General features: G+C 40.8%; 23 protein-coding genes, 1 other RNA gene and 1 pseudogene. 10 read left to right on the top strand and 15 right to left on the bottom strand.

Annotation, left to right across the window (positions count from 1 at the left end; translation table 11 throughout):
- Nucleotides 1-38: 38 nt before the first annotated feature.
- Together ACT3S9_RS03870 and ACT3S9_RS03865 are read left to right on the top strand one after the other, a co-directional pair.
- Nucleotides 39-722 (top strand): hypothetical protein, encoded by a 684-nt coding sequence (locus ACT3S9_RS03870; protein WP_226898100.1) that lies wholly within the window; start codon nucleotides 39-41, stop codon nucleotides 720-722.
- A complete protein-coding gene (locus ACT3S9_RS03865) occupies nucleotides 715-1119 on the top strand; it encodes a TetR family transcriptional regulator (protein ID WP_192532726.1) in 405 nt (134 codons plus the stop codon). The genes ACT3S9_RS03870 and ACT3S9_RS03865 overlap by 8 nt, the downstream gene beginning before the upstream one ends.
- 161 nt (nucleotides 1120-1280) lie before the next feature.
- Here ACT3S9_RS03865 and ACT3S9_RS03860 read toward each other — a convergent pair.
- The 3 genes and pseudogenes from ACT3S9_RS03860 to ACT3S9_RS03850 form a co-directional block, all read right to left on the bottom strand.
- A pseudogene (locus ACT3S9_RS03860) lies at nucleotides 1281-1529 on the bottom strand (hypothetical protein); the annotation flags it as partial.
- A gap of 491 nt (nucleotides 1530-2020) precedes the next feature.
- A complete protein-coding gene (locus ACT3S9_RS03855) occupies nucleotides 2021-2305 on the bottom strand; it encodes an addiction module antidote protein (protein WP_007579952.1) in 285 nt (94 codons plus the stop codon).
- Between the two features lie 5 nt (nucleotides 2306-2310).
- A complete protein-coding gene (locus ACT3S9_RS03850) occupies nucleotides 2311-2607 on the bottom strand; it encodes a type II toxin-antitoxin system RelE/ParE family toxin (protein WP_444750727.1) in 297 nt (98 codons plus the stop codon).
- Between the two features lie 279 nt (nucleotides 2608-2886).
- Between ACT3S9_RS03850 and ACT3S9_RS03845 the strand changes: the two genes are divergently transcribed.
- Nucleotides 2887-3387: a transposase gene (locus ACT3S9_RS03845; protein WP_444750572.1), complete on the top strand. Its 501-nt coding sequence runs from the start codon at nucleotides 2887-2889 to the stop codon at nucleotides 3385-3387.
- Nucleotides 3384-4229 (top strand): IS3 family transposase, encoded by an 846-nt coding sequence (locus ACT3S9_RS03840; RefSeq protein ID WP_444511517.1) that lies wholly within the window; start codon nucleotides 3384-3386, stop codon nucleotides 4227-4229. The genes ACT3S9_RS03845 and ACT3S9_RS03840 overlap by 4 nt, the downstream gene beginning before the upstream one ends.
- 112 nt (nucleotides 4230-4341) lie before the next feature.
- Here the strand turns inward: ACT3S9_RS03840 and gcvP are convergent, their stop codons facing one another.
- The 4 genes from gcvP to ACT3S9_RS03820 all read right to left on the bottom strand — a co-directional run bounded on the left by gcvP (nucleotide 4342) and on the right by ACT3S9_RS03820 (nucleotide 9709).
- Nucleotides 4342-7233 carry an aminomethyl-transferring glycine dehydrogenase gene (gene gcvP, locus ACT3S9_RS03835; protein ID WP_444750726.1) on the bottom strand — a complete coding sequence of 964 codons (2892 nt, stop codon included), beginning with the start codon at nucleotides 7231-7233 and terminating at the stop codon, nucleotides 4342-4344.
- Nucleotides 7234-7408: 175 nt separating this feature from the next.
- Entirely contained in the window at nucleotides 7409-7798 is a 390-nt protein-coding gene (gene gcvH, locus ACT3S9_RS03830; protein ID WP_441835682.1) for a glycine cleavage system protein GcvH, read from the bottom strand.
- Nucleotides 7799-7852: 54 nt separating this feature from the next.
- Nucleotides 7853-8935 carry a glycine cleavage system aminomethyltransferase GcvT gene (gene gcvT, locus ACT3S9_RS03825; RefSeq protein WP_441835684.1) on the bottom strand — a complete coding sequence of 361 codons (1083 nt, stop codon included), beginning with the start codon at nucleotides 8933-8935 and terminating at the stop codon, nucleotides 7853-7855.
- 174 nt (nucleotides 8936-9109) lie between these two features.
- Nucleotides 9110-9709 carry a hypothetical protein gene (locus ACT3S9_RS03820; protein ID WP_441835692.1) on the bottom strand — a complete coding sequence of 200 codons (600 nt, stop codon included), beginning with the start codon at nucleotides 9707-9709 and terminating at the stop codon, nucleotides 9110-9112.
- A 126-nt stretch (nucleotides 9710-9835) separates the two neighbouring features.
- Here ACT3S9_RS03820 and ACT3S9_RS03815 point away from each other — a divergent pair, with 126 nt between their 5' ends.
- Nucleotides 9836-10681: a LysR family transcriptional regulator gene (locus ACT3S9_RS03815; protein ID WP_444750725.1), complete on the top strand. Its 846-nt coding sequence runs from the start codon at nucleotides 9836-9838 to the stop codon at nucleotides 10679-10681.
- A 241-nt stretch (nucleotides 10682-10922) separates the two neighbouring features.
- Nucleotides 10923-12809 (top strand): hypothetical protein, encoded by a 1887-nt coding sequence (locus tag ACT3S9_RS03810; protein WP_441835686.1) that lies wholly within the window; start codon nucleotides 10923-10925, stop codon nucleotides 12807-12809.
- A 117-nt stretch (nucleotides 12810-12926) separates the two neighbouring features.
- Here ACT3S9_RS03810 and ACT3S9_RS03805 read toward each other — a convergent pair whose 3' ends face one another.
- Genes ACT3S9_RS03805 through ACT3S9_RS03790 form a run of 4 tightly spaced genes read right to left on the bottom strand, consistent with a single transcriptional unit; the run spans nucleotide 12927 to nucleotide 17216 of the window.
- Nucleotides 12927-14093: an FAD-dependent monooxygenase gene (locus ACT3S9_RS03805; RefSeq protein WP_441835687.1), complete on the bottom strand. Its 1167-nt coding sequence runs from the start codon at nucleotides 14091-14093 to the stop codon at nucleotides 12927-12929.
- On the bottom strand, nucleotides 14090-15274 hold the full coding sequence (ubiH, locus tag ACT3S9_RS03800; RefSeq protein ID WP_441835688.1) for a 2-octaprenyl-6-methoxyphenyl hydroxylase: 1185 nt from the start codon (nucleotides 15272-15274) through the stop codon (nucleotides 14090-14092). The genes ACT3S9_RS03805 and ubiH overlap by 4 nt, the downstream gene beginning before the upstream one ends.
- A 16-nt stretch (nucleotides 15275-15290) precedes the next feature.
- Nucleotides 15291-16628 carry a Xaa-Pro aminopeptidase gene (gene pepP, locus ACT3S9_RS03795; protein WP_441835689.1) on the bottom strand — a complete coding sequence of 446 codons (1338 nt, stop codon included), beginning with the start codon at nucleotides 16626-16628 and terminating at the stop codon, nucleotides 15291-15293.
- Between the two features lie 21 nt (nucleotides 16629-16649).
- On the bottom strand, nucleotides 16650-17216 hold the full coding sequence (locus tag ACT3S9_RS03790; protein ID WP_441835690.1) for a UPF0149 family protein: 567 nt from the start codon (nucleotides 17214-17216) through the stop codon (nucleotides 16650-16652).
- Nucleotides 17217-17442: 226 nt separating this feature from the next.
- On the opposite strand from ACT3S9_RS03790, the gene ssrS reads away from it, so the two are divergent.
- Nucleotides 17443-17626: non-coding RNA, 6S RNA (gene ssrS, locus ACT3S9_RS03785), on the top strand.
- Nucleotides 17627-17682: 56 nt separating this feature from the next.
- On the opposite strand, the gene ACT3S9_RS03780 is transcribed toward ssrS, so the two are convergent.
- Entirely contained in the window at nucleotides 17683-18186 is a 504-nt protein-coding gene (locus ACT3S9_RS03780; protein WP_441835691.1) for a GNAT family N-acetyltransferase, read from the bottom strand.
- A 198-nt stretch (nucleotides 18187-18384) separates the two neighbouring features.
- Nucleotides 18385-20811 (bottom strand): ATP-dependent helicase HrpB, encoded by a 2427-nt coding sequence (gene hrpB / locus ACT3S9_RS03775; protein WP_444750724.1) that lies wholly within the window; start codon nucleotides 20809-20811, stop codon nucleotides 18385-18387.
- Nucleotides 20812-21068: 257 nt separating this feature from the next.
- On the opposite strand from hrpB, the gene ACT3S9_RS03770 reads away from it, so the two are divergent.
- Nucleotides 21069-21266: a CsbD family protein gene (locus ACT3S9_RS03770; RefSeq protein WP_444750723.1), complete on the top strand. Its 198-nt coding sequence runs from the start codon at nucleotides 21069-21071 to the stop codon at nucleotides 21264-21266.
- A 65-nt stretch (nucleotides 21267-21331) separates the two neighbouring features.
- Here ACT3S9_RS03770 and ACT3S9_RS03765 read toward each other — a convergent pair whose 3' ends face one another.
- Both ACT3S9_RS03765 and ACT3S9_RS03760 read right to left on the bottom strand, forming a co-directional pair.
- A complete protein-coding gene (locus ACT3S9_RS03765; RefSeq protein ID WP_444750722.1) occupies nucleotides 21332-22087 on the bottom strand; it encodes a hypothetical protein in 756 nt (251 codons plus the stop codon).
- Nucleotides 22088-22206: 119 nt separating this feature from the next.
- Nucleotides 22207-22968, bottom strand: coding sequence for an IS5 family transposase (locus ACT3S9_RS03760; RefSeq protein ID WP_089367531.1), 762 nt, complete (start codon nucleotides 22966-22968; stop codon nucleotides 22207-22209).
- Between the two features lie 241 nt (nucleotides 22969-23209).
- Here ACT3S9_RS03760 and ACT3S9_RS03755 point away from each other — a divergent pair, with 241 nt between their 5' ends.
- Both ACT3S9_RS03755 and ACT3S9_RS03750 read left to right on the top strand, forming a co-directional pair.
- Nucleotides 23210-23854: a DUF4198 domain-containing protein gene (locus tag ACT3S9_RS03755; protein ID WP_441993663.1), complete on the top strand. Its 645-nt coding sequence runs from the start codon at nucleotides 23210-23212 to the stop codon at nucleotides 23852-23854.
- Between the two features lie 171 nt (nucleotides 23855-24025).
- Nucleotides 24026-26182, top strand: coding sequence for a TonB-dependent siderophore receptor (locus ACT3S9_RS03750; RefSeq protein WP_444751101.1), 2157 nt, complete (start codon nucleotides 24026-24028; stop codon nucleotides 26180-26182).
- Nucleotides 26183-26314: the final 132 nt, after the last annotated feature.

Raw genomic sequence — 26314 nt, 5'->3', positions numbered from 1 at the left:
GAAAAGGAAACGCAATTTACCTATTGTCAGGGGTGGCAATGACTAACACTAGGTTGCCAAACTTATGTGAACAAATAGGGAATAATTGGAACCTATCAGCGCACCAATTCAGACGTACCTTTGCTAATTATGCGGTTCACTCTGAATTAGGTGACTTGAGAGCATTAAAAGACCACTTTAAACATTGGTCAATTACCATGACCACTTTGTATGCCTTTAATGATGCTTTTGATGCTGAATTGTTTGAAGAAATGCTTCGAGAGAAATATCTGGTTGAAGAAGAAATTAAGCAAGATTGGTTTGAACTAGACATGCCTATCACTGGTGGCGACATAGCTCAAAACATCATGAAAGTCCGTGAGGATAAAGAGTTAATTAAATCTTTTGGCTCTCTTAGTGCTATGGCAAAGGCATACTCTAGCTCCATACCAATTCGCTCAACAGGTATTGGGTGGTGCACCAATGATGATGAGTGTAAGTGTGGTAAGCCTGATAGCTGTGAAAGCGGCATTGTAGATAAGCGACACCTGCCCTATTGGGAGGGAATGCTAGTGCAGCAAATGAAACTGATGCAATTGGATGATATTGGTGAAGCTGGTAGAGCGGCGGTAAAAAAAGGCATGGAACGCTGTGAAAAGGTTCTAGTGGCATTGGGTATTGATGTTGAAGCTATGAAGCAAGAGATTAACGAAAGAGAGAATATCGAGGTGATAAATGTCTAACCAGAAAGAAAAAGCGACACATAAAGCGGTTCGACTTGCCATTGTTCGAATCGAAAAAGGTCGTCCAAATACTGTTTCTCATAAACGCAAAATGAGTGTCGCTGCCGTTGCCGAAGAAGCAGGTGTAAGTCGAGCATTGATTCACCGTGATTGCCCTGAACTATTAGAGCGTATTAAAGGCGGTGTAAACAAAGATATTCGACAGCAACGTGATGCCAAACAAACTGAACTTAATAAATACAAAGACCGCAATCGAGAGTTGCGGTCTGAGGTGGCAGAATTGAAAGCTATGCTCGCTAAAGTTCAATCACAAAATGCTACGTTAATACGAAAAAACATGGCTCTGAGCAATGTTCTTGCGGACAATAGCAATGTAACGCAACTAATATACAGCTAACTGCCTGAATTTAATGTTAATAATTTCAAATTAAGGTTACTTTTGAGATAGTTAAAAACATCCAAAAGTGTAACCTCAAACAAAGCTATATAAAACAGAAGGTTAGCCACAGTTACATGTAACGAACTATTTATAATTATTGTTGATCGCCAAAAAAATTATCAATCTCTGTATGTCTCAACTGGTGGACAAGCACACACTAGGTTACGGTCGCCGTATACGTCGTCGATACGGGTAACTGTAGGCCAAAATTTGTCTTTTGCTACGCTAGGTACTGGGAACGCAGCATAGAAACGGTCGTACGCTCTATCCCACTCGTTACCTAATACATCTGCTTGTGTGTGCGGTGCAAACACCAGCGGGTTGTTTTCGATTGACCACTCGCCTGAGATGATCTTTTCTATTTCACCTTAGGTAATACAGAGGGTCAGGTCTTGCTTCTTGCCAAGGCCAAGCACCAATCTCACATTTAACACCCTTCCCCGTCATCACGCCCTGAAAATAAGCAATTGATGAGTAATGCATTTCATGGATGAAATGAAAGCCATGCTTGCACATGGATGTGCTTTCATGGCGTTTACGTTCACATCAATTGTGGTTTGAAGGAAATAGCGTGATGCTCGGGGCGCCGTGGGGTTCCAAGGGGCGGTCGGCGGTAGCCGCCCCTTGGTTGCCGCCAGCAATCTGGCAAGAAACCTTAAATAAGGTTTCTAATTTCTAGAAGCGCGAAACGCATTCGCGTTATCGGTGATGATAACCTCAAACACCTATTCAAATACTTATTCGGGCTGCCGCCCGCGCGTCAACAAGCTGTTCGCCTACAATAAATAACACATACTCTTGGCTTTTGAGCGAGTAAATATATTTGTGATTGGCTGGGTTTCGTTTCACTCTACCCAGCCTATGCAACTTGTGTTGTAAGGCGAAAGTTAAGTGCTTTCATCACTTTAAAAATAGTTTCCCAACGTGGCTTGGTTTTACCGTTAACTGCTTTATATAAGCTTTCACGGTTTAATCCCGTTGCTTTAGCAATATCACTCACGCCATGTTTTTTAACTAATAAGCCAAGTGCTTCAATAAAGGTATTTGGATCATCATCAGCTAAACACTCTTCTAAAAATGTATTAATTTCTTGCTGTGTTTCCATATAATCAAACGGGTTAAAATCTGATGTTTGTAGCGCCATAATAATTACTCCAATTCTCTTAAAAGTGCTTTTGCTTTGGTAATGTCTTTACCTTGTGTACCTTTGTGGCCACCATTGAGTAGTAAAATAACTTCGCCACCTCTAATTATGTAATAAACACGATAGCCTTTCCCTACGAAAATTCGCATTTCAGATATGCCACTACCAACAGATTCACTATCGCCAAAGTTACCATTTATGGCACGTGTAATACGTTTAGCTATTGCCATAAAAGCTTGACGATCTTTGAGCTTTTTAAGCCATTTATCGAACTCGTCGGTTTTCTTAATACGATATTTCATAAAACAATTGTAGCCCAAAGGCTACACGCGTGCAATTTTATTTAAGGGATACCGAATTTTGATTTAACAATCAACGCGTCAGCAAGCTAAACGCCTACAATAAATAATACATACTCTTGGCTTTTAACGAGTAAGTATATTTGTGATTTGTTGGGTTTCGTTTCACTCTTCCCAACCTACGTACATATAATTTATGCCTGATCACCACGCACAAAAAAGCCGCTACAGTTTTGAAGTGACCCCCAATAGTTGGACAGTCCAATTACTGGGGGTCTTTTTATGTCCAAACATCATCGAGCTTTTAAGCTCAAAGTAGCTGAGTTCGCTTTATCTGAAAGCTCTCCGGCGATAGGTAATAGATTTAATGTTACACAAAGGCAGGTCCGATATTGGACCGCTGTTTATCGAATTCATGGCGCTGAAAGCTTCAGGTCTGTTCACAAACCTTATTCTCAAGCATTTAAGATAGAAGTGTTAAAATCGATGGCAGCTAACAGTTGGTCACTCAGCTATACCAGTGCGTTCTTCGATTTATCGTCCCCAGGTATTCTTTTTCAATGGCAAAAGCTTTATGCTCGCGATGGTATATCCCGTCTCCAACCACAGAAAAAAGGTAGGCCAACCATGACAAATAATTCTTCTTCATCAAAACCAGTAGAGCAAATGACTGAGGAGGAGTTACGAGAAGAGTTAGCATACTTACGAGCAGAGAATGATGTGCTAAAAAAGTTAGAAGCCTTGGCTCAAGCCAGAAAGAAAAAAGCAAAGACAAGACGATAGTCGTCGAAGAGTTCAAGGCAAAACATAGCTTACGACATCTATTAAAGGCCACGGGGTTGGCGAAGAGTGTCTACTATTATCATCGAACTACATGTGAGCAGCCCTGCGCCAACAGTGATTTACTCGTAAAAATACGTGATATCTATCACACGCATAAAGGGCGATATGGCTATCGCAGAATTACGAGTGCCCTAAGAAAAATGGGGGTACTCGTTAATCATAAGCGCGTTCAACGTCTAATGAATGAGTTAGGCCTTAAGTCAAAAGTAAGGCCTAAGCGCTATAAATCTTACAAAGGTGAAGTGGGTAAAATCGCAGAAAATACGCTTAACCGCGAGTTTACTGCGCAGAAGCCTAATCAAAAATGGGTAACGGATGTGACGGAGTTTAAAGTGGATAATGAGAAGGTATATCTATCGCCTATGATTGACTTATTCAACCAAGAGATAATCAGTTACGAAGTAAGAAAATCCGTTGCGCTTCCCTTGGTAACTGACATGCTTAAAACCGCAACGGCTAAGTTGAAGCCGAACGAGAAGCCGATAGTACACTCAGACCAAGGATGGCAATATCAAAACAAGCAATATCAAAAGCACCTTAAAGAAAAAGGGTTAAAACAAAGTATGTCTAGAAAAGGAAACTGTTTAGATAACGCTGTTGCTGAAAATTTCTTTGCCATACTGAAAAGCGAGATGTATCACAACGAAACGTTCAAGGACGCGAATGAACTCATTGAAAACATCAAAGAATATATCCACTATTATAACAATGAGCGTATTAAGCTGAAACTAAAAGGCCTGAGTCCGATACAATATCGAAATCAGGCCTTGGCTGCCGCTTAGAAATGAGTCCAACTTTATGGGGTCACTTCAGCATTGCTGCAACGGCTTTTATAATTTTTATAAACTCCCAAACTATAACGGGACTTACTTACCATGGAATTTTTTCAAAAAATTAGTCGCGGTAAGTCTCAACCGGTGGGCAAGCACACACTAAGTTACGGTCGCCGTATACGTCGTCGATACGGGTAACTGTAGGCCAAAATTTGTCTTTTGCTACGCTAGGTACTGGGAACGCAGCATAGAAACGGTCGTACGCTCTATCCCACTCGTTACCTAATACATCTGCTTGTGTGTGCGGTGCAAACACCAGCGGGTTGTTTTCGATTGACCACTCGCCTGAGATGATCTTCTCTATTTCACCTTTAATAGAAACCATGGCTTCGATGAAGCGGTCTATTTCTACTTTAGACTCAGACTCAGTAGGCTCAATCATTAACGTGCCAGCTACTGGGAATGACATAGTCGGAGAATGGAAACCATAGTCTTGTAGGCGCTTAGCCACGTCCATTTCTGTAATGCCTGATGCATCTTTTAATGGGCGTAAATCAACAATACACTCGTGCGCAACGCGGTTATTGCGGCCACGGTATAAAATTGGGAAGTGCTGGCTTAACTGCTCAGATAAGTAGTTAGCATTCACAATCGCCATTTCAGTGGCTTGCTTTAAGCCTTCTGAACCCATCATAGTGATGTAAGCCCATGAAATAGGTAAAATAGCTGCTGAACCGTAAGGCGCGGCTGATACAGCACCGTTGTCGATATTCGTACCGGCTACATTAATTACACTGTGGTTTGGCATAAATGGCGCAAGGTGCGATTTAACACCAATTGGGCCAACACCTGGGCCGCCGCCACCATGCGGAATACAAAAGGTTTTATGTAGGTTTAAGTGCGATACATCAGAGCCGATAGAACCTGGACTTGTTACGCCAACTTGCGCGTTCATATTTGCGCCGTCCATGTAAACTTGACCACCGTGCTGGTGAGTAATATCACAAATTTCACGAATGGTTTCTTCGTATACGCCATGTGTAGACGGGTATGTGATCATGATGCACGATAGGTTTTCAGACACTTCTTCAGCTTTCGCTTTTAGGTCGGCCATATCAACATTACCGTTTTTATCACAATCAACCACCACGATTTTCATGCTTGCCATTTGTGCAGATGCAGGGTTAGTCCCGTGCGCTGAACTTGGAATTAAGCATACATTACGATGGCCTTCGCCGCGTGATTCATGGTATTTACGAATCGCAATTAATCCTGCGTACTCACCTTGTGCGCCCGAGTTTGGTTGTAATGATACCGCATCGTAACCAGTAATGTTAACTAACCAGTCGTGCAGTTCACCCATCATAATCTGATAACCTTGTGCTTGGTCTAACGGGCAGAATGGGTGCAGGTTAGAAAATTCAGGCCATGTAATTGGGATCATCTCAGCAGTCGCGTTTAGTTTCATAGTGCATGAACCTAACGAGATCATAGAATGATTAAGCGCTAAATCTTTATTTTCAAGGCGCTTAATATAACGCAGCATTTCAGTTTCGCTATGATACGAATTGAAATTTGGATGCGTTAAAATTTCATCATCACGTACTAGGCTTGCCGGAATAGACTCGCTACCGTTTGCTTCGATATCTGCGGCGATTGTGTCAAGGCTTAAGCCATGGCCGTCACCTAGCACAATATCAAATAACTCAGCTACATCTTCGCGAGTCGTCGCTTCTGATACTGAAATTGAATACTCACCATCATGGTTAGTTGCAAAGTTAACGCCTTTTGCGATAGCACGGGTAATTACGTCATTTTTATCATCACTTACTACAGTGAGGGTATCAAACCAGGTATTGTGCTTAAGATTTACGCCTTTTGCTTGTAAGCCAGCTGCTAAAATATCAGCAAAACGATGAATACGCTCTGCAATCATTTTTAAGCCCTTAGGGCCGTGGTAAACCGCGTAAAACGCAGCCATATTGGCCAGTAGTACTTGCGCTGTACAAATGTTTGAGTTGGCTTTTTCACGGCGGATATGTTGCTCGCGCGTTTGCATTGCCATACGAAGGGCGTCGTTACCTAAACGGTCTTTAGATACACCAATAATACGACCTGGTAATGAGCGCTTATACTTGTCGCGAGTGGCAAAAAATGCCGCATGTGGGCCACCGTAGCCCATGGGTACACCAAAGCGCTGCGCTGAACCAAGTACAACGTCTGCGCCTAGTTTTCCTGGTGCTTTTAATAGTAATAAGCTCATGATGTCGGCAGCAACACAGGCAATGGCTTTTTTGTCTTGCACGCCTGCGATTAAGTCTGTTATATCAACCACTTCACCTGATGTTGATGGGTATTGGAAAAGCGCGCCAAAAATATCATGGTTTACGGCATCTTCAGCTTTGCCTACTACAATTTCAAAACCAAATTGTTCTGCACGCGTAGCAACTACGTCAATAGTTTGCGTGTGCACGTCATCGGCAATAAAGAAGACATTGGCTTTTTTAGCTTTAGATACGCGTTTTGCAAGGCCCATAGCTTCAGCAGCAGCGGTTGACTCGTCAAGTAATGACGCACTGGCTAAATCAAGACCGGTTAGATCTAAGGTCATAGTTTGGAAGTTTAATAATGACTCTAAACGCCCTTGTGCAATCTCTGGCTGATAAGGAGTGTAAGCGGTGTACCAACCTGGATTTTCAAGTACGTTACGTAAAATTACGTGCGGTACATGTGTTGGGTGGTAACCTTGACCGATATACGATTTGAATACTTTATTTTTACTTGCTACTGATTTTAAGTAGCTTAGTGTTTCAACTTCAGTACGGCTTTCGCCTACTGTTAAGCCCTGCTCTAAACGAATACTTGCAGGGACCGTTTGACCGATCAGCTCTTCAACACTCGATACTCCAAGAGCGCCAAGCATATCAGTTACTTGCTCTGGGCTTGGCCCAATATGGCGGCGAATAAAATCTTGCTTTTGCTCTAGTTGCTCAAGAGATTTGGCGTTTGACATTTGTCCAGATTCCTATGATCCAAAAAAAAGTGGTTATTACTAATGGGTAACCAGTAATAACTTAAAAACTTGGCGATTTAAGCACTTACACAGTATGGAAAAGTAAGCGGTAAAATCATAAAAGCCCCGCTAGTATCTAATATGACGGGGCTTTTAAAATCGAGTAAACTAATAATTAGTCTTCGTCGATAGTGTTTGCGTAGCCTTCAGCGTCTAGCAAGTTGTCTAGCTCAGACTCGTCAGATGCTTTAACACGGAATAACCAACCTTCTGCATATGGGTCGTTATTTACCGTTTCTGGAGCATCTTCAAGCTCTTCATTAATAGCAACCACTTCGCCACCAATAGGTGCATAAATGTCTGATGCTGCTTTTACTGACTCTGCTACTGCACATTCTTCGCCTGCATCTACTTCGTCACCCACTTCTGGTAATTCTACGAATACCATGTCACCAAGAAGTTCTTGTGCATGCTCAGAAATACCAACAGTAAAGGTACCGTCACCTTCGTTGCGAACCCACTCGTGTGAAGGGGCATACTTTAACTCGCTAGGGATATTACTCATTTGTTTATTCCTTTGGTTTATATTGGGTGATAACACCAAATTTTTAATTGATATTTAAAGTACTGATTTACCGTTACGTACAAAGCCTGCTTTAACTACTTTTACGTTAACTAATTTTTTACGCATTTCTACTTGGGCTGTTTCACCAATTGAGCGTGGTACACGTGCAAGGGCAATACTGTGTCCAAGTGTTGGTGAGAAGGTACCTGAAGTAATAATTCCTTCGCCACCGTCAATGATCACTTTTAAACCAGTGCGCAGTACGCCTTTTTCTTCAAGCACTAAACCAACAAGTTTGTTGGTGCTTTTATCTGCGCGCTGCTTAACCACTACATCACGACCGATAAAGTCACGATCTTCAGGTTCCCAAGCAATTGTCCATGCCATGTTAGCGGCAAGTGGTGATACGCTTTCGTCCATATCAAGGCCGTAAAGGTTCATACCGGCTTCTAGGCGTAACGTGTCACGTGCGCCAAGGCCTGCAGGTTTTACACCTGCGTCTAACAGTTGTTGCCAAAGGTTAGCGGCTTGCTCGTTTGGTACTACAATTTCGTAACCATCTTCGCCAGTATAGCCTGTTGTGGCGATAAATAAATCACCTACTTGTACACCAAAAAATGGCTTCATACCTTCAACTGCAGCTTGTTGCTCTGCACTTAGTAGTGTTGCTGTTTTAGCTTTAGCATTGGGTCCTTGTACCGCAATCATTGCATATTCAGGACGCTCAGTAACTTCAACCGCAAAATCGGCTGATACTTTAGCCATATGGGCTAAATCTTTTTCACGTGTTGCTGAGTTAACCACTAAACGGTAATTGGTTTCAGAGAAGAAATAGATGATCAGATCGTCAATTACACCGCCTTGCTCGTTAAGCATGCCGGTATAAAGCGCTTTGCCAGGAACAGTTAGTTTAGCTACATCGTTTGCCACTAGCTTGCGTAAAAACGCTTGAGCTTGCTCGCCTTGCACATCAACAATAGTCATGTGTGATACGTCAAACATACCGGCATCTGTGCGTACTGCGTTATGCTCTTCGATTTGCGAACCATAGTTAATAGGCATTTCCCAGCCGTGAAAATCAACCATTTTAGCTTTTGATTCTAAGTGTTTTGCATGTAAAACTGTTTTTGAAGTCATAATATTCCTTCACTTTAAAATTAACCCAATACTGGGCGTGGCCTCAACTTAATAAGGGGGAATAACATGGGCGGCGATTATACATAAGTTGTTATTCGCTGGCACCCAAATTGCGATTTGTTATTACATAAAATGGCAAGTGTTTATTACACTCAGTCGTTTTAAAATATGCTGTCATGTCACGTCAACCAAAGACGTGTCAAACCCTTGCTGCTGTAAATAGGCTTGCCATTTTTCAAGCTCTGGATTTTTAGCCACCAGCTGAAAATATTGCTTTAATTGTGTCGTAACGGCGGTTACAAATACCGCTCCGCTTTGTGCGCCATAACAGCTCAGAGAGTTTGATAAACGCAAACCTGGCGTTAATTTAAATGCATCAACAATAGCGTCAAAAGCTTGTTCACCGCATAGGGTCATTACGTTTAAGTCGCTACGCATTACATAGTCGATATCAAAACGTAACTGCTGCTCATTTATAAGTGATTGTAACTGTTTGCTTGCTTGGGCAGGTAATATAAATCTAAACGCAGTTTCACTAAAAAAATACACGGAATAAGCAAAGTCACTGTCTATATCGCCATCTAACGACCCTTTTACACCCAAACCACTGGCTGTTAATTTGCTGATGTCTAATCCCAGTATAGAGGTTAAAAACAGCAGCGCTTCGGTGCCACTAAAATCCATAACGGCCATCTCAGTATTAAACTCAAACGCGTTATTTTCAGCGTGCTGAGCAAGGCTGTGGCGCGCAAACATTATGGGAGAAAAAGTCATCATTGACACCTATCAAGCTTTAATAGCAAAAGTATATGGCGCAAGTTTACCAACAACAAATTGTAATTTTAAATCAATTGATAAATAATACTTATGAACTAACCTAATTAAATAGTAATTTTTAATATGAAAAACATCTCAACAGATAGCTTACGTACCTTAATTACCGTTGTAGAAGTCGGTGGCTTTGCTAAAGCCGGTGATTTACTGGGCTTATCGCAACCTGCGGTGAGTTTACAAATTAAACGTTTAGAAGATTTACTCGGCCATAAGCTCTTTAAAAAACAAGGCCAACGCCAAGTACTTAATCATTATGGCGAGGTGTTATTACCAATGGCAAAACAAATGCTATTAACTAACGACAGTATTTTACAGCAATTTACCAATGAAAGTGTTACTGGTAAGGTACGCTTAGGGATCCCCAGTGAATTTGCGGCACGCATTTTACCAGCAATTATTGGTGATTTTGTGGCGCTTTACCCTGATGTATCTTTAGAAGTCAAATCACGTTTAAGTAAGCATTTACTGTCGGTTGCTCGTCAAGATCAATTTGATTTAGTGCTCGCGCTTAATGAAGATTTAAATTCTGAAAAGTTCCCCGTATTTATGCAAGATAAGTTAGTCTGGGTGGGTGATTTAAACCTTGCACAAAATGAGGTGGTTACGCTTGTTACCGCACCTGAGGGCTGTATTTATAGACGTCGCGCCATCGAAGCACTAAAAAACGCAGGTATTAAATACCGCATTGTTTATAGTAATGCCGACTTGACCGGACTTACTGCCGCGTTAAAAGAAGGGTTAGGGATCACAGTATTAGCTAAAAGCACCGTGCCAAACGAGCTAAGTTATCAATTACACACCAAACAACTACCAGAACTTGGTCAGATAGGTATTAGCTTAATAAAACGTGCTGATGAGTCTGGACATGCGGTAGATAAACTCGCTGAGTTTATAAGCTTACGCATGGCTTAAAGGTTTAATACCATCACTATAGCGGCCTCTATAAAACTAGAAACTTATAAGCCATATTTGTTGAATCAAATATAGCTTTTTAGCTGCTTGATTAATTCCATAATTTAAGGCCTAAATAATTAATATTCACACTATGAAAATTCAATAATTTAAGATCTTATACAGTTACATCTTTACCAATAATTTTATACACTACATATACTAAAACAACTAACATAAACGCTATTACAAGGAATATTCAATGGCTTTTGATTATGGATCAATTGATCTTGGAATAAAAAATCCCTTTAAACTGGAAGGAAAGGTAACTGCCTTACGAGGGACAATTGAATCTGTTGCTGGAATTACCCTTTTAGTTATTGCTGCGGGCTTGGTTAAAGAAGACTCCATTACAGGCTGGCTTTTAATGCTATTTGGTATGCTAATTTTAGCTTTAGGCATTCGAACGCTTTCTGGTGGTATTTATGCCATGCTGAAGTACTTTGTTGGTCGTAATCACCCAACATCTCTTGCTTATAATCATAGTAAATCACAAGGTTCAACAGCCCAAGAAGAAGCTGAAGTAGTCGCATACAACTCCCACGAATTAGAAGAAATGTTGGTGGGTCGTAAAAATAGTACCTTCGTAGAGCCCAGTGGTTTTTTGTCTCGTTTAGTACATAGTATTATTCCTAAATTAGTATTTTTGCCTTACCCAATTCGTAATGTTGCCCAGCGTTTATTTGGTTCTTGGGTTAGTACCATAGTAGCTTTACTGGCGTATGGGCTTGTCGCATTTGTAACTTTATCTGGTTTTACGGGTGAAGCTGGCGAATTAACATTTCCTATTTACAGTGCTTTACTGATGTTTTATGTGCTTTTATCGTGGCGTGATACAGGAAAACCAATTTCTCGTGACGCTGAAAAAAATATAGAAACGCTTGGCGGTGGCGCACTTGCTAGAATAATTTCACTTTCGTTTATTTTACCCATTGCTATAGGTCTTTCTCTGTCATGGGTAATGAAAGAACAACAGATCAGTAATGTACAAATCAATAGCTGGCTTGAACAGTTACCGAGCTTAAATGCTGGTATATACTTAATTGCTATTATTGTGCTTGCGGCATTAAGTAGTGTGCCTATTTTTATAATGATAAAAGAACGTATAAATACGATAGCTCCTTCTGCCGAAGTATCTGAGCTACGTGAGAATTGGCAAGAGTCTGTTCACCCTGATGAAGTTTTTATAAACCTTGATAATTTAGTTATGGCGAACCGTCGTTATAAAGAAGTTCCAAACAGAGTCTATCGTGAACTTGACCCTCAGTTACAAGAGCAAATTGATGGTAAAGGCGGCTTTAAAGGGGAAATGATCCAAGAAATACAACCTAAATTGCACAAGATGGATTTAGGCAAGCTCTTTAGTGTAGCTAGGTTAGTTAGTCTTCTTAGCGCCAATTTACTCTATATAGTCGCTTTAGTCTTTACGATTTTATTAGCTTACTCGCTAATCGACGTGTTTCATTATATCGCTGACTCTAATATTAATTCATTTAAACAAGCCTTAAATGAACAACATATTTTGCAAGTGAGTGAATTAACTATGTCGGCCTTTCACTTCCTATTAATCGGATTATTAATAAGAGCATTTGCACGCTTATTACGTACCAACGCCCATTTATTTTTTGCTGAAATGCAATTTGAATCTCTATTGGTTTACTTTAAATGTGAAGGCACCTTTACTGAATCTAAAATATCAACCGGAACAGGCATTCACGATAGTACTCGCTCTGAAAATACGTTAGTTCGTAGCAGTATTACGCCGTGGATTATTGTCTCTCGTATAGTTTCAACGACTTTTGCTGCAACGGGGATCAAAAATCTTGAGCATGCTCGCCATATTATGGAAATGCATAAAGACGAAGGACAACTACAGGCAATTAAAAACGATGTTATTGCATTCTTAAAAGACCGCGAGTCTATTGCGTCAATCACTAGTGAGCGTGATTTAGGAAATGCTTCTCAAATTCATCAACTTAATCAGCAAACACGCGCTGAGCCTACACAAAAAGCTATTAACAAAAATGACGATGAAGCGGCGGGTTATTTAAGGCAGGAAGAGAACTCAAATCCTGATTCTAAAGCCTAAGTCACTTTTAATTCCAACGACAATCACATTTTAAAAGTAACTGAAGTATATAAAGCGCCACTGTAATTTTGGCGTTTTATATACTATTAGCGGTTATTAGGCATTATCTAACAACTTTTACTTCCCTATTGCTTGGCTTGCGAACAAGTGCTTTATTGGTCCGAGGTTATCGACCACACTTAACCCGACACCACGGGCTAACTTTTTCAATGGGTTAGCGCCATTAAATAACTCTTTTAGCCCTTGCATCATGGCGATGTGTTTTTGTGCGTCAAGCTTACGAGTACGCTCGTAATCACGAAGTGTGCGCGAACTTGCAAACTCTGTTTGCTGCTGGCTTAAAAGCTCAATTAAATAGGCGGCATCTTTTAGCCCTAAGTTCATACCAAGTCCTGCAAGCGGATGAATTGTATGCGCTGCATCACCTATTAACACCACTTTACCTTCAACCCACTTTTGCGCATAACGCATTTTAAGCGGGAAAGCAGCCCGTTTACTTTGTACTTCACATAAACCACATTGGCCATCAATAGCAGCCATCACCGCTTTATTAAAATTATTATCGTCCATAGCAAGTAATGAATCACTGTGTGCAGGACTCGTTGACCAAACAATCGAGTGAGTGTTGGCATCTGCCAGCGGCAAAAATGCCAATGGGCCACTTGGTAGAAAAACTTGACGCGCCGTATTATTATGTGGCTCTGCCGTTTTGACTGTAGCAACAATGCCATGGTGATCGTAATCTTTAAACGTTACTGGTAAATTAAATTGCTTACGTATAGCTGAATTTGCGCCATCAGCAGCAACCAGCAATTTAGCTATAACGGGTTCACCCGAATCAAGGGTAATAAATACATCGTTGTCACTTTGGTGAATCTGCTGATAAGCCGTATCAAATAAAAGCGTCACTTTACTACTTTTTTCAAGCTCGTTAATTAAGGCGTAACGAATAATATCGTTTTCAACAATATGACCTAAGTGCGATAAACCAAGTTCGTCGCTGTTAAAAGCAATTTTGCCAAAACTGTCTTGGTCGCGCACATCCATGTGAGTATATGCACGAGCGCGTTGAGCGATTATTTCTGGCCATACATTAAGTCTGTCAAGTAATGCTTGGCTAGCAAGACTGAGCGCACTTACTCGTAAACCGTATTCATCACCCGGCAATTGCTGAGTGGGCGCAGCATCTATTACAACCACACTAATATTCGCTTTAGCCAGCCCCAATGCGAGAGTTAAACCTACACAACCACCGCCAACAATACATACTTGCGTTTGTTTCATAGTCGTTTACCTTGTTTTACTTGCCCCATTAACTGCTTAGCTAGAGGGGCTTTTAGCGTATCACTTAAGCTCATTGCCAATAGTCCGCAGCTGCGGCTAAATGCAAGTATTCTTGATGAATTTGAAAATAATCGTACCAATCCATCGGTAAGCGTCATAACGGTATTAATATCTTGCTTACGCAGCTTTGCGTAACTTGTAGTAAAGTGATAATCGCCAAGTGATCCACCTTTTGCAACAAGCGCGCTTAAAAACTGTACATCGCGTAGACCCAAGTTAAAACCTTGCCCCGCAATAGGGTGAATAGCATGCCCAGCATTACCCATTAAAACCGTACGATGTGCGATCAGTGACTCTGCTCGGCCATAAACTAGTGGGTAACTTGTGCGCATACCGACTTGAGTAAACCGCCCTGCTCGATAACCAACCGCACTTTGTAATGCGTTTACAAAACCTTCGTCGTCAAGCGCCATAATCGCATCTATTTGCTCAAGCTCCATGCACCACACTAACGAATAACGATTATTACTCATTGGTAATAGTGCTATAGGCCCATGCTCGGTAAAGCGCTCTAAAGCATTATGATTATGCCCATCAGCCACTTCAACATTAGCGATAATCGCTGCTTGCTGATAAGGCTTTGTGGTAAATTCAATATTTGCTAATTGCCGGGTTGGCGAATTAGCGCCATCGGCAACCACCAGCAATTTAGCCGTTAACTGCTGGTTTGATGTAAGCGTAAGTGCAACATGCTGTGCATGGTATTCAAGCTTTGTGAGTGAATCGGGGCAGTACAAGGTGATATCGGTTTTAGCTAACTGTTGATGAAGGCTGCGCCCAAATGGGTTGACTTCAACTACATAACCTAGCGCTTGTTGTTGATAGTCACTACAATCAATATGCGCTTTACCAAAATGGCCGCGATCTGAAACGGTTACTTTTTCGATTGCCGCCGCAAAACAAGCACTCGTATCAAATGCTTTAATGTCTTGTAAATACTGAACTGACTGCTGAGCAAGAGCAATACTTCTATCGTCAAAGCTTGGGTGATAGTCATCACTTACTTCATTGGGTTCTATCACGGCAATTGATAAGTTAGGCGCTGCATTTTTTAACCCAAGCGCACAACTTGCCCCAACGAGTCCACCACCAATAATAACTATATCAAACGCCTTGTCCACGGTTTCTTCCTCGCGCTTAGTTGTCTTTTTTTGCTTGCATCAGCGCTTCTACGTCAGCAATTGTTTTTGGTACGTGTGCAGTTAAATTTTCGTAGCCTGTGTCAGTTACTAACAGATTATCTTCAATACGAATGCCAATGCCTTTGTATTGCGCTGGCGCATTTGAATCTTGGCTTATATATAAACCAGGCTCGATAGTAAGCACCATACCGGGGGTGAATTCACGGTCTTTACCTTGGCTTTTATAATCGCCAACATCATGTACATCGAGCCCAAGCCAGTGACCAAGTCCGTGCATGTAATACTCTCTACACGCACCTTTTGCTATTAGCTCATCTAAATCGCCGTTTAAAATACCTAAATCAAGTAACCCTTGGGTAAGAATTTTACTAGCAACACGGTTTGCTTTAACTAAGCTACTACCGGGCTTAACTTCGTTAAATGCCGCTAGTTGCGCAGCTAATACAATATTGTAAAGTGCTGTTTGCGATGCACTAAACTTACCATTAACCGGAAAAGTACGGGTTATATCACCGGCATAGCCTTGATACTCGGAGCCTGAATCAATAAGGACTAAATCGCCATCACGCAGTACATCGCTATTTTCGGTGTAATGTAAAATAGTGGCATTATCACCACCGCCCACAATAGTGCCATACGCAGGGTGACGAGCCCCATTCATGGCAAAGTGATGATGTATTTCAGCCTCAAGCTGGTATTCAGTAACGCCCGGTTTAACAAACTCCATAGCACGAATATGCCCTTCACCACTTATTTTGCAACTTTGGGCCATAATAGCTTGCTCTTGAGCTGATTTAATCAGGCGCATTTCATGAACTAAGCCACTTATGTCTTTAATGGTAGACGGTGCTTTATGTGCTCGGTTACTACGGAGCGAGCCCAATAACGACCATATTTTATCGTCAAACTGCGGGTAAGTACCCTGCGTATAAAATAAAATCGTGCGGCCATTCACCAAATCTATTAATTGTTCAGTTAGTTCACTCAATGCACAAGTTGCGTCGAATAAGTACTCGTTTTTTGCTTTTTCAAAGCCAATACGCCTGCCATGCCAAACTTCGGCAAGCTTATCTTTATCACGGCAAAATAAGGTACTTTGCGCTTCACTTGATGGGCTAAGCACTAATACCGCATCAGGTTCATTAAAGCCAGTTAGATAATAAAAGTCGCTATCTTGACGAAAAGCATATTCGGTATCACGACTACGAGTAACTTCGCCAGCAGCAGGAATAATAGCAACGCTGTTTGGCTCCATTTGCGCCATCAAATGCTCTCGGCGGGCTTTAAATTCAGATTTGTTTATAGCCAGTGCTAATACACAGTCTGCGGTCATATTACCTACTCTAATTGCTAGTTAATGAAGCGTTTTTTTAGTGTTTTCTTGGCTGCTTTGTTCTTTACCTAACTCTGCAAAACACAATAAAGCAGATACCCGCACGTATTCAATTACTTCATGGAGTGCTTGACTGTCTTCTTCGGTTTCGTCAAACATGGTATCAAGGCGAGTAATTTCGCTAAAGTCACTGATCACTTCTTTGACATCAGCTGAAAGCTTGCCATAGTCTTTTTGCTTTAAACCAAAACCCAGCATAAAACCCGCCGCCCACGACACTAAGCCATTAGCTTGGTCGATAAGGGTTTCATCATCACCGGGTAAAAATAGATCAAACTGAAATTCATCATCGCTGAAACTATCAACAACTTGCTTATAAATGGTAGCAAAAAATTGTTTTAGGTCTTGGCTAAATGCTTGGCCATCGTTAAATACATCGCTAAGTAAACCTAAATATTCTTTAGCTTCAATACTTAAGCCACAAGCAAGTAAACCACTTATGACTCCGTGGGCTTCTGCAGGGGCAACAAAAATCTCGTTCTTTTCTAGCATTAACTGGGCTTGTTGGTAATCTGGTAAATCGCTCATAGTTTTATCTTCGCTCGACTAAGTAACTCAATGCTACCACTCGATAAATGGCAACTCCAATAAAATGTATCATTCGACTCAAAGCATCTTACTGAAAGTTACTTCTAACGCTTAAAAAGCAACCTACAGAGTAAACGCCTCGCTAAAGGTGGGTAAAAACCACCCAAACGCACTTCTTTTTTACTTTTATGGTTTAAGGATTGGATTATGTCTTATATACTGAATTTGTTCCCTGGGGTGTTGGAGCTTGGTTAAGTCCCTGAGCCGATAAATTTTACGTTAGGGTTTCTGTTCGTTTACTATTGAGCAAGCTCGGCATGTACCGAGAAGCCTACGGTAAACCGCAGATCCCCGCCCTGAAACCTCAAGGTTTCAGGACTGACACCGAACGCCACATACCTGGGGAACACCTTTCTTTTTATACCAGTTTACTTACTTTACTGACAAACTATTGCTAATAGCCCTTTTAGCGCGACCTTTCAGTTAGCACTTTGGCGTACAGCAGGCCATCATAAAATTCACCCTCTTTATAAATAGCTTTTTTAAGCAGCCCCTCATGTTCAAAGCCTACTTTTTCGAGCACCTTGGTTGATTGTGAATTCCCGGCAAATACCACTGCATGTAGCCTGACAATATCGGTATTTATTTTTAACTCTTCAATTAATAACTCAAGGGCTGCAACAACTAAACCACGTCCCCAATATTTTTGTGCTAACCAATAGCCAATTTCAGCCGATTTTGCGTATTCAAATTCACCGGGTAGAGCGCCAATACAGCCAACCAACTGCCCATCAACTTCAATAGCGCGAGTAAACCCGGCTTTACTACCTTTTTCAACCCACCAAAGTGCGTCATCAAGGGTATAAGGTGTAGGTATTTTTGGTGAGAGAAAATGCTTAATATCGAGGTTATTAAGGTAATTAATCAATAATGGTTGATCAGTGCTTTTGAAGTGCCGTAAACGTAGCATTGTTATCTTATAATGGAGGTTATTTTTATTATCATAGCGTAATATAGAATCACGCTTATATTATTTATTTTAAAGCGTAAAGTTAAAGCTGACTTCTCTAAAAAAATAGATTTCAAAAAGAAAATAAAGCTAACTTACTAGCAATCATAAATAGGGGCGTTTTGTAAATAAAGTCGCAAATAAATTAGCAACTACAGATCACATCCTACTTTTTACTTTATTGGTTGCGACACTATTTGCGGGATCGTCAGGCCAAAAATGCTTTGGGTACCTGCCTTTCATCTCTTTTTGTACTTCGCGGTAGCTAGTAGCCCAAAAGTGGGCTAAATCTTGAGTTAGCTGCAATGAACGTTTACCTGGCGAAAGCAGCTCTATTAAAAGTGGTAGCTTATCTTTTGCAAGTACTGGGGAGCGGGTCATGCCATACACTTCTTGTATGCGAACACTCAGTTTAGCTGGACCATCGAGCTGATACACCACTTTAACATTTGAGCCACTTGGCACTGTTAAGCGAAGTGGTAATAACTCTTTTAAAGCACATTGCTGTTGCCAATTAAAGCAACTTTGCAACGCCTCAAAGTAGTTAAACTTTTTAAGCTGGCTAAGAGTTTTAATATCTTGTACGTACACACCTAACCAACTATCAGCACTTTCAATAAGTTGCGCCTCACTTATATGTGGAAATTCTTCAGGCATGAGCTTGCTGGCCAAGCTCATTCTAACCAATAACTGGTCGGCGTCTTTTTGTTCGTTAAACAGCGCAACGCCCTGCTTAGTAAATAAGTTAAGCCATGCTTTAGCGCGCTCATTTTTATCAAGCTTTTGCTTACTGGGTTGGCTGCTAAGCGTAATAGCACCGAGCTTTATTTCATCTTGATGAATAAACCGCGCCGTTTTTTCATCAAACTCACAGCGAGTTCGCTCAGTAAATAAGTGCGGTAAATAAGCTTGTAAATCAAACGGGCTAAGTGCAGTAGCTGCAAAAATACGCCCGCCTTTGTAACCCCCCATTGTTGCAATAGCAAGGTAGTCATCATTATGCCAATAGTCGCTATTAAGTTCTGCCCCTGCGCCATTAGCAAGTAAATAACCGTTACCACGTTTTTTTGCGATGCGGTCTGGGTAAGCAAGTGCCACTAGCAAACTCAAATATTCGGTTTTAAGATCCTTATCTACCGCTTTTAATTTTAAACGATTTAACCAAAATTTAAGCTGCTGTTTAAATACTGGGTGTGGCCTCTGCTTCATGCTGTGTAGTGCTAAACTCAGTTCATTAGCACTATTAACACGGCTTTCTAGCAGCGCAACTAAATGTATTGCAAGCTGATAAATACCCGGGTTTTGCTCATCCAATTGCTGCGCTTTTAATAACATGTGCGCTAAGCGAATATCAGCGCCAAAACTGAGCATTTTACTGCCTAGGGTTGTGAGCTTACCTTTACTATCTACCGCCTCTAGCATTTGCAGTAAATTTAGTGCTTGCGTACATTGTTGCTCTGTTGGCTTATCAAGCAAGGTTAGCTCGTTTATACCTGCGCCCCAAAGCTTAGCTTCAAGCATCAGTTGGCTGATATCAGAGGTGAGAATTTCAGGGTTGTCGTGGCTATTGCGCCGCTCAAAAGTTTGTTTTGAGCCAAGCCTATACACGACACCTGGCTCAATTCGCCCTGCACGTCCTGCGCGCTGCACCGCCGACGAGCGCGAAATATTTTGCGTGGTAAGCTCCGTTACACCGGTTTTTAAGTTAAAACTCGCAGCGCGACGTTTGCCGCTATCAATAACAATGCGAATGCCCTCGATGGTTAAACTGGTTTCGGCTACGTTGGTGGTCAACACCACTTTGCGTTTACCTTTTGCTGCGGGGGCAATTGCAGCTTGCTGCTGGGCTTTATCTTGCTCGCCAAATAAAGTAAATACTTCACAACCTTTGGGTAAATCACTAAGCGCTTGCTGTACACGTACTATTTCACGCTGACCAGGTAAAAACACTAACGCACTGCCGGGTTGTTCACTAAGTGCTTGCTTTACAATAGCAGGAGTTTCATCAAGCCAGCGACTTTCATCTTTTATAGGAATATAAACTTCATCAACAGGATAACTGCGACCAGGGGATTCAATTATGGGGCAGCCAAAAAACTGCGAATAACGCTCGGTATCTAAGGTGGCAGACATAAGCAAAATAGTTAAATCGTCACGCAGCGCGCTTTGCGACTCAAGCGCGAACGCCAATGAAGTATCACCTGCAATTGAGCGCTCATGAAACTCGTCAAATATCAGTAAGTCAACATCGCTTAACTCAGGATCATTTTGTAGCATACGCGTCAGCATGCCTTCGGTAACAACCTCAAGGCGCGTATCAGCACTTATTTTACTCTCACCGCGAACACGCAGGCCAACACTTTGCCCTACAGTTTCATTTTGGCAACTAGCTAAGTAACTGGCAATATTACGCGCCGCTAAACGCCGAGGCTCAAGCATAACAATGCGTTTAAAATGTCCATCTTGCATTAAATTAAGCGGCAGCCACGTTGACTTACCCGCACCCGGTGGCGCTTGTAATAGCGTCAAAGGGTTTGACTTTAATGTAGAAACGAGTTGTTGATATATATCTTGAACCGGCAGCACGACTATTTACCCTAAATTACTTTGCCAACAGTGTAACAAAAACCCTCAGGTAACGACTGCTATTTGGGTAAGAAAAAATTACAGTAAGCCCTGTATATTTTTAATAGCTGATCGCATTTAAACTCATTACACCTTCATCATAAAAACATAATGCACTGATAATTAGATAAAAATAAAATAACGTTCAATTGGTATAGCCTTTGCTCCTATTTAGGTGAAGTTAATTCACTAAGCTAAGTAAAGATAAGGAGCTAATTATGAACAGCGATCGTATCGAAGGTAATTGGAAAGAACTTAAAGGTAAAGCGCAACGTAAATGGGGCGATCTTACTGATGATGATTTAGATAAAATTGAGGGTAGCCGTCAAGAGCTTGTTGGTAAAATTCAGCAAAAATACGGTAAATCTAAAGAAGACGCCGAGCGTGAAGTTAATGACTTTGAGAAAGGCCATTAATATTTAAACGTTTACAGTTGAAAAACCGCCGCTTGGCGGTTTTTATCTATACGCTGGTTATATAATTACCAAGTGCTAATAACAGGCTCAGACATTAATAAATCATCGTCTTTATAAACCTCAAGCCAACCAAGCGGTGATGAGTCACAACCTATTACAGTGACATGTAATACATAACGAAAACGACCATTTTTAAATAGGTAATGATGGTTTCCACCACTACCCTCAAATATTATATCGCCATTGGTTAAAATTATATCAGGCTTATCGCTTGGCTTTTTATCAATAGACCAAGCAACATAGCGATAATTATAGTCACCCAAATCATCAACACGAATATGATACTTAGCTGTTTGCCAATCTAATATTGGCTTCTTATAACGGCTCACGCTTGAATGAAGAGCGTGTTGATCTCGTGCAATTATGTCACTTGCCAATGCTTTTGATTTGTTTGTTTGGTGATTAATTCCGGTAATCTTACCCTTGGTATCAACCCAAACTACCCCTTGGTTTAGCATAATTCCACGCCAGCCAACCTTACTCCAATCAGCATTTACGTTTGAGTTAGCTATAACCGCAATGAGTTCATTATCAAAAACCTCATCAAAACGATTAATAAGATCGTTTTCATTGCTAATCTCAGGTACTGGATATTGGCGGTGTAGAGGGTAATCAATTAGAGAAGCTATCGCTGCTTTATCATTGTTTTTAAAAGTAGTAACTAATGTAGAAATATGCTCATGGTATTTGGCCTCCAGAGCCATTGAGGCTGCGCAATTAAATATGCTAAAGCACAGAAAAACATAGCTTAAAAACTTCATAAAATACCTATATTTATAATCGTTAAGGTAACAAAAAGTATCGTCAGATAGTTTGCCACAATTGAAAATTGATAAAAGTAATAATCGACTAGGGGCTGTTGATCTTTGTAGTACATATATCAATCAGCCCACATTGGTAGCCACATCATAGTAAATGCTAAAGCGAGCATTGAATGATAATTTCGTTCAAGCTTTTCATACCGCGTGGCTATCCCTCTATATTGCTTAATACGGCCAAATGCATTCTCAACCAAGTGCCGATATTTGTACATGCACCAGTCAATATCTTCATTGCCTACTAAACTGTTGCCCTTACGTGGAATAACGGGTGTAGCGTTATTATCACGAACAAACGCTCTCAGTTTTTCACTGTCGTAGCCTTTATCTGCGACAACCATATTACTTGTTGGGCAATTAGCTACGAGTGACTCTGCATGGACGATATCATGCGTATTCCCACAGGATAATTCATAATAAACAGGCAACCCTCCGCTATCGACTGCAAGATGAATTTTCGTAGAATTTCCACCTCGGCTCTTTCCAATTGATTCATTGTCAGCAGTTCTTGCACCGCAACTATGTTGATGAGCCCTGACAATACTGCCATCAATGAAGACCCAATCCATGTCCGCATCACGAGATAATGCGCGAAACAGTTCATTCAAAATCCCTTTTTTGGACCATAAATTAAACCGTCTGTAGATAGCACTCCAACGGCCAAAATCAGAAGGTAAATCTCGCCATGGAATACCTGTGCGCATCTTATACAGTATGCCTTCGAGCGTTTTTCTATGGTTGGGCTTATTATAAATTCGACCACTTAAGTACATTACTTTTGATAAGACATTCCATGTCCCGTCTGTTAACATTAATCTTGGCATGTAGGTTCGGTGTAAAGTTTTCTGGCGAATTCAATTATACCTTATCTTCATGCTGTTTGTTTTTCATACCACAAAGATCAACACGCCCTAAACTATTTATCAAACCTATTTGGTCTAGCTTTATGTGGACAAATTAAAGTATTTGCAAAAGCAACTGATAATCATTACTCTTAAACTTACTGCTAATTTATCTCTTCATCTCGTTGGGTAGCAAATTATAAGAAACTTCAAAGGAAGCTATATGCTAAGTTTAAAAAAATCATTATTTATCTCACTATTAATTACCTGTAGTGGTTTAGCTCAAGCCCATGAAATTTGGTTAGAAAAATCAACTGATGATGTAAAACTCTATTTAGGTGAACCGGGTGAGCCAGAATCGGGGGATAAAATTGCAGGTCTTAAAAATACTAAAGTTTTTGTAAATTCGATTCAGTCTACTTTAGCGCTTACTCAACACCAAAATTATTGGTCAGCAAACCTTACCAAGCAAGGAGATGTCAGGGCTTATATTGATGATTTATGGAAGCCTTGGAAAATGGAGAAAACGGCTGATAAACTCCAAGCAGCACAACTTTATGCCAAAGCAGGACGTGAAGATACTCAAGCGCAACAAGATCTTGAATTTGTACCAACAAAGCCGCAAGGCAATACTTTTACCTTAACATACAAGGGCAAACCTGTTAGCAAGCACGACGTTTTAATACAGACACCCAGCCAGAAAATCAAGAAAACTACGGATCAAAATGGTCAGTTAACTGTCGCAACTGAAGAACTTGGTAAGTATATTATTTCGAGCGATTACCCTGTTTCTGGAAAAGCGGTGGTTAGCGGTAATGAGGTTGATAGTACATATAATATTGTAAGTATCAGCTTTAATGTTAATTAATCCTACAGATTAACATTCACCTCAAGGCATTTGTTTACTATTTATTAAACCTTATTAGCTATAGATAGAAACATAAATTAACTTAAGCACAACAATATTACCGAAAAGTTAATGCAAGTAATTCTCATTAGTGATACCTTTGCACTCATCGTATTTAAATTGAGAATTACTATGCATTTTACCTTACTTCCTATTGCGACCGCTGTCAGCGTCGCACTTATATCTACAAACATTGCTGCAGCAGAAAATAACACCCAAAGTGAAGATAAAAATAAAATTGAAAAAATCACGGTTAACGGTAAATACATAGTCAACGAAACAATCGATACTGCGACAGGTCTCGGGTTATCTATTCGCGAAACACCTCAGTCCGTTACGGTATTCACCGCTGAACGAATTCGTGACCAGGATCTTGATACCATTATTGATATTGTAGATAACACGGTGGGTGTATCGTCCTCCAAAATGGATAATGTTAGGAACTCTATGCAATCACGTGGATTTGATGTTACTAATTATCAAATAGACGGAGTACCTATTTCTTGGAGTTTAGCTGGTAACGCGGGCGAAACATCGGCAGATATATCTATTTATGAACGTGTAGAGTTTGTACGTGGTGCAACAGGTTTATTAACTGGTGCTGGTGATCCATCCGCTTCAATTAACTTAGTACGTAAACGTGCAACCAATACTGACTTAACCGGCTATGTAGATTTATCAGTTGGAAGTTGGAATAAAAAGCAGCTTACTGTCGATATAGCTGATAGCTTAAATGACAGCGGAACAGTGCGAGGTCGTGTTGTTGCAAAGTACGTTGATAGTGACTCTTATATTGATTTATATGAAGATAATAAGGAAATTTTATACGGAGTCTTAGAAGCTGACTTAAGCACTAATACGACTTTACGAGTTGGGGCAAGTTATCAAAATAGTAACCCCTATGGCGCTAGTTGGGGAGCCTTACCAGCTATATTCTCTGATGGCACAGCAACTGATTGGGACGTATCAAAAACCACCGCTCTTGATTGGACTCGCTGGGAAACAACGCACAAAAACTACTTTGCAACTATTGAGCATTTATTTGCTAATGGCTGGCAATTAGTGGCCAATTACAATCACTCAGAGTACGACAAAACATCACGACTTTTTTATGTGAGTGGTGCTCTCGATAAAGAAACAGGTGAAGGCCTTACAGGTCAGCGCGATTATTCATTTGGTACGACTAAACAAGACAGTGTTGATTTTCAATTGAAGGGTCAATATGGATTATTCTCACAAACTCATGACTTCGTTCTCGGCGCACTATACTCGGAGCAAGAAGGACAAACCAGTACTTATGATCCATCCCCAATGGCTGGCGGCGGTACATGGGATGCTTTGGACATTGGTAATTTTTATGAGTTTGAAAACAGTGATATTCAAGAGCCTGATTGGACAGCAGAGTCGACATTACGTGATGATAACGACACAGTGCAAAAGGGCTTCTATGCAGCAACGCGCTTGTCGATTACCGATTCATTAAAAGTCATTGGTGGTGGACGAATTTCTTCGTGGGAACGTGACCGAGTAAATTACGGCACAGTAGAAAACTATGGTAACACAGGCGTATTTGTTCCCTACGTTGGTGCTTTGTATGATGTTAATGAACAGCACCGTATTTACGCAAGCTACACAGAAATCTTCAGCCCACAGAATAATCAAGATACCAATGGTGATTTCCTTGACCCTATTGATGGTAAAGCGAGCGAGATTGGCTTAAAAAGTGCGTATTTTGATGAGCGCTTACAAACATCCGTTGCTATTTTTGATATCCAGCAAGATAACTTAGCCGTTGAAGATCCAAACTATGTACCTACAGCAGAGCAGATGAGTGCTTACTATGGGGCTGAGGGTACGCAAAGCTATGGTTTTGAATTTGAAATTATGGGTGAACCCGTTGCTGGTTGGAATGTGTCCGCGGGTTACTCACAGTTTAAGGCTGAAGATGCCGACGATATCAAAGTAAATACCGATGCCCCTCGTAAGCAATTCAAAGTATTCACAACATATCAGTTTGTTGATAATTTACCCGAACTCACTATTGGTGGAGGCATAAATTGGCAAAGCGAAACATACGCACAAGGAAGCACTGCACGTGTTGAGCAAGACGCTTATACCTTAGTAAACCTTATGGCGCGTTATGATATTAACGATTCGATGGATTTACAGTTAAATGTTAATAACTTATTTGATGAGAAATATTATAGTTATGTCTCAGCAGGTTTTTACAATAACTATCGTTATGGCACCCCGCAAAATGCATCACTGAGCTTTAGTTATAAGTTCTAATTTATCATCACATTGGGCCTATAGTTTTAGGCCCAATCCCCCATTTAGTTTTGCACGCTCCCCCATTAACTGGAATCTCCAACTATTGGGGGCTACTTTATAATTCTAGCTCACATTTACTTGGAACTGATG

The sequence above is a fragment of the Pseudoalteromonas sp. AOP31-A2-14 genome (assembly GCF_052378035.1).
In the GTDB taxonomy this organism is placed as follows: Bacteria; Pseudomonadota; Gammaproteobacteria; order Enterobacterales; family Alteromonadaceae; genus Pseudoalteromonas.
This window is presented reverse-complemented; position numbering and strand designations above follow the sequence as displayed.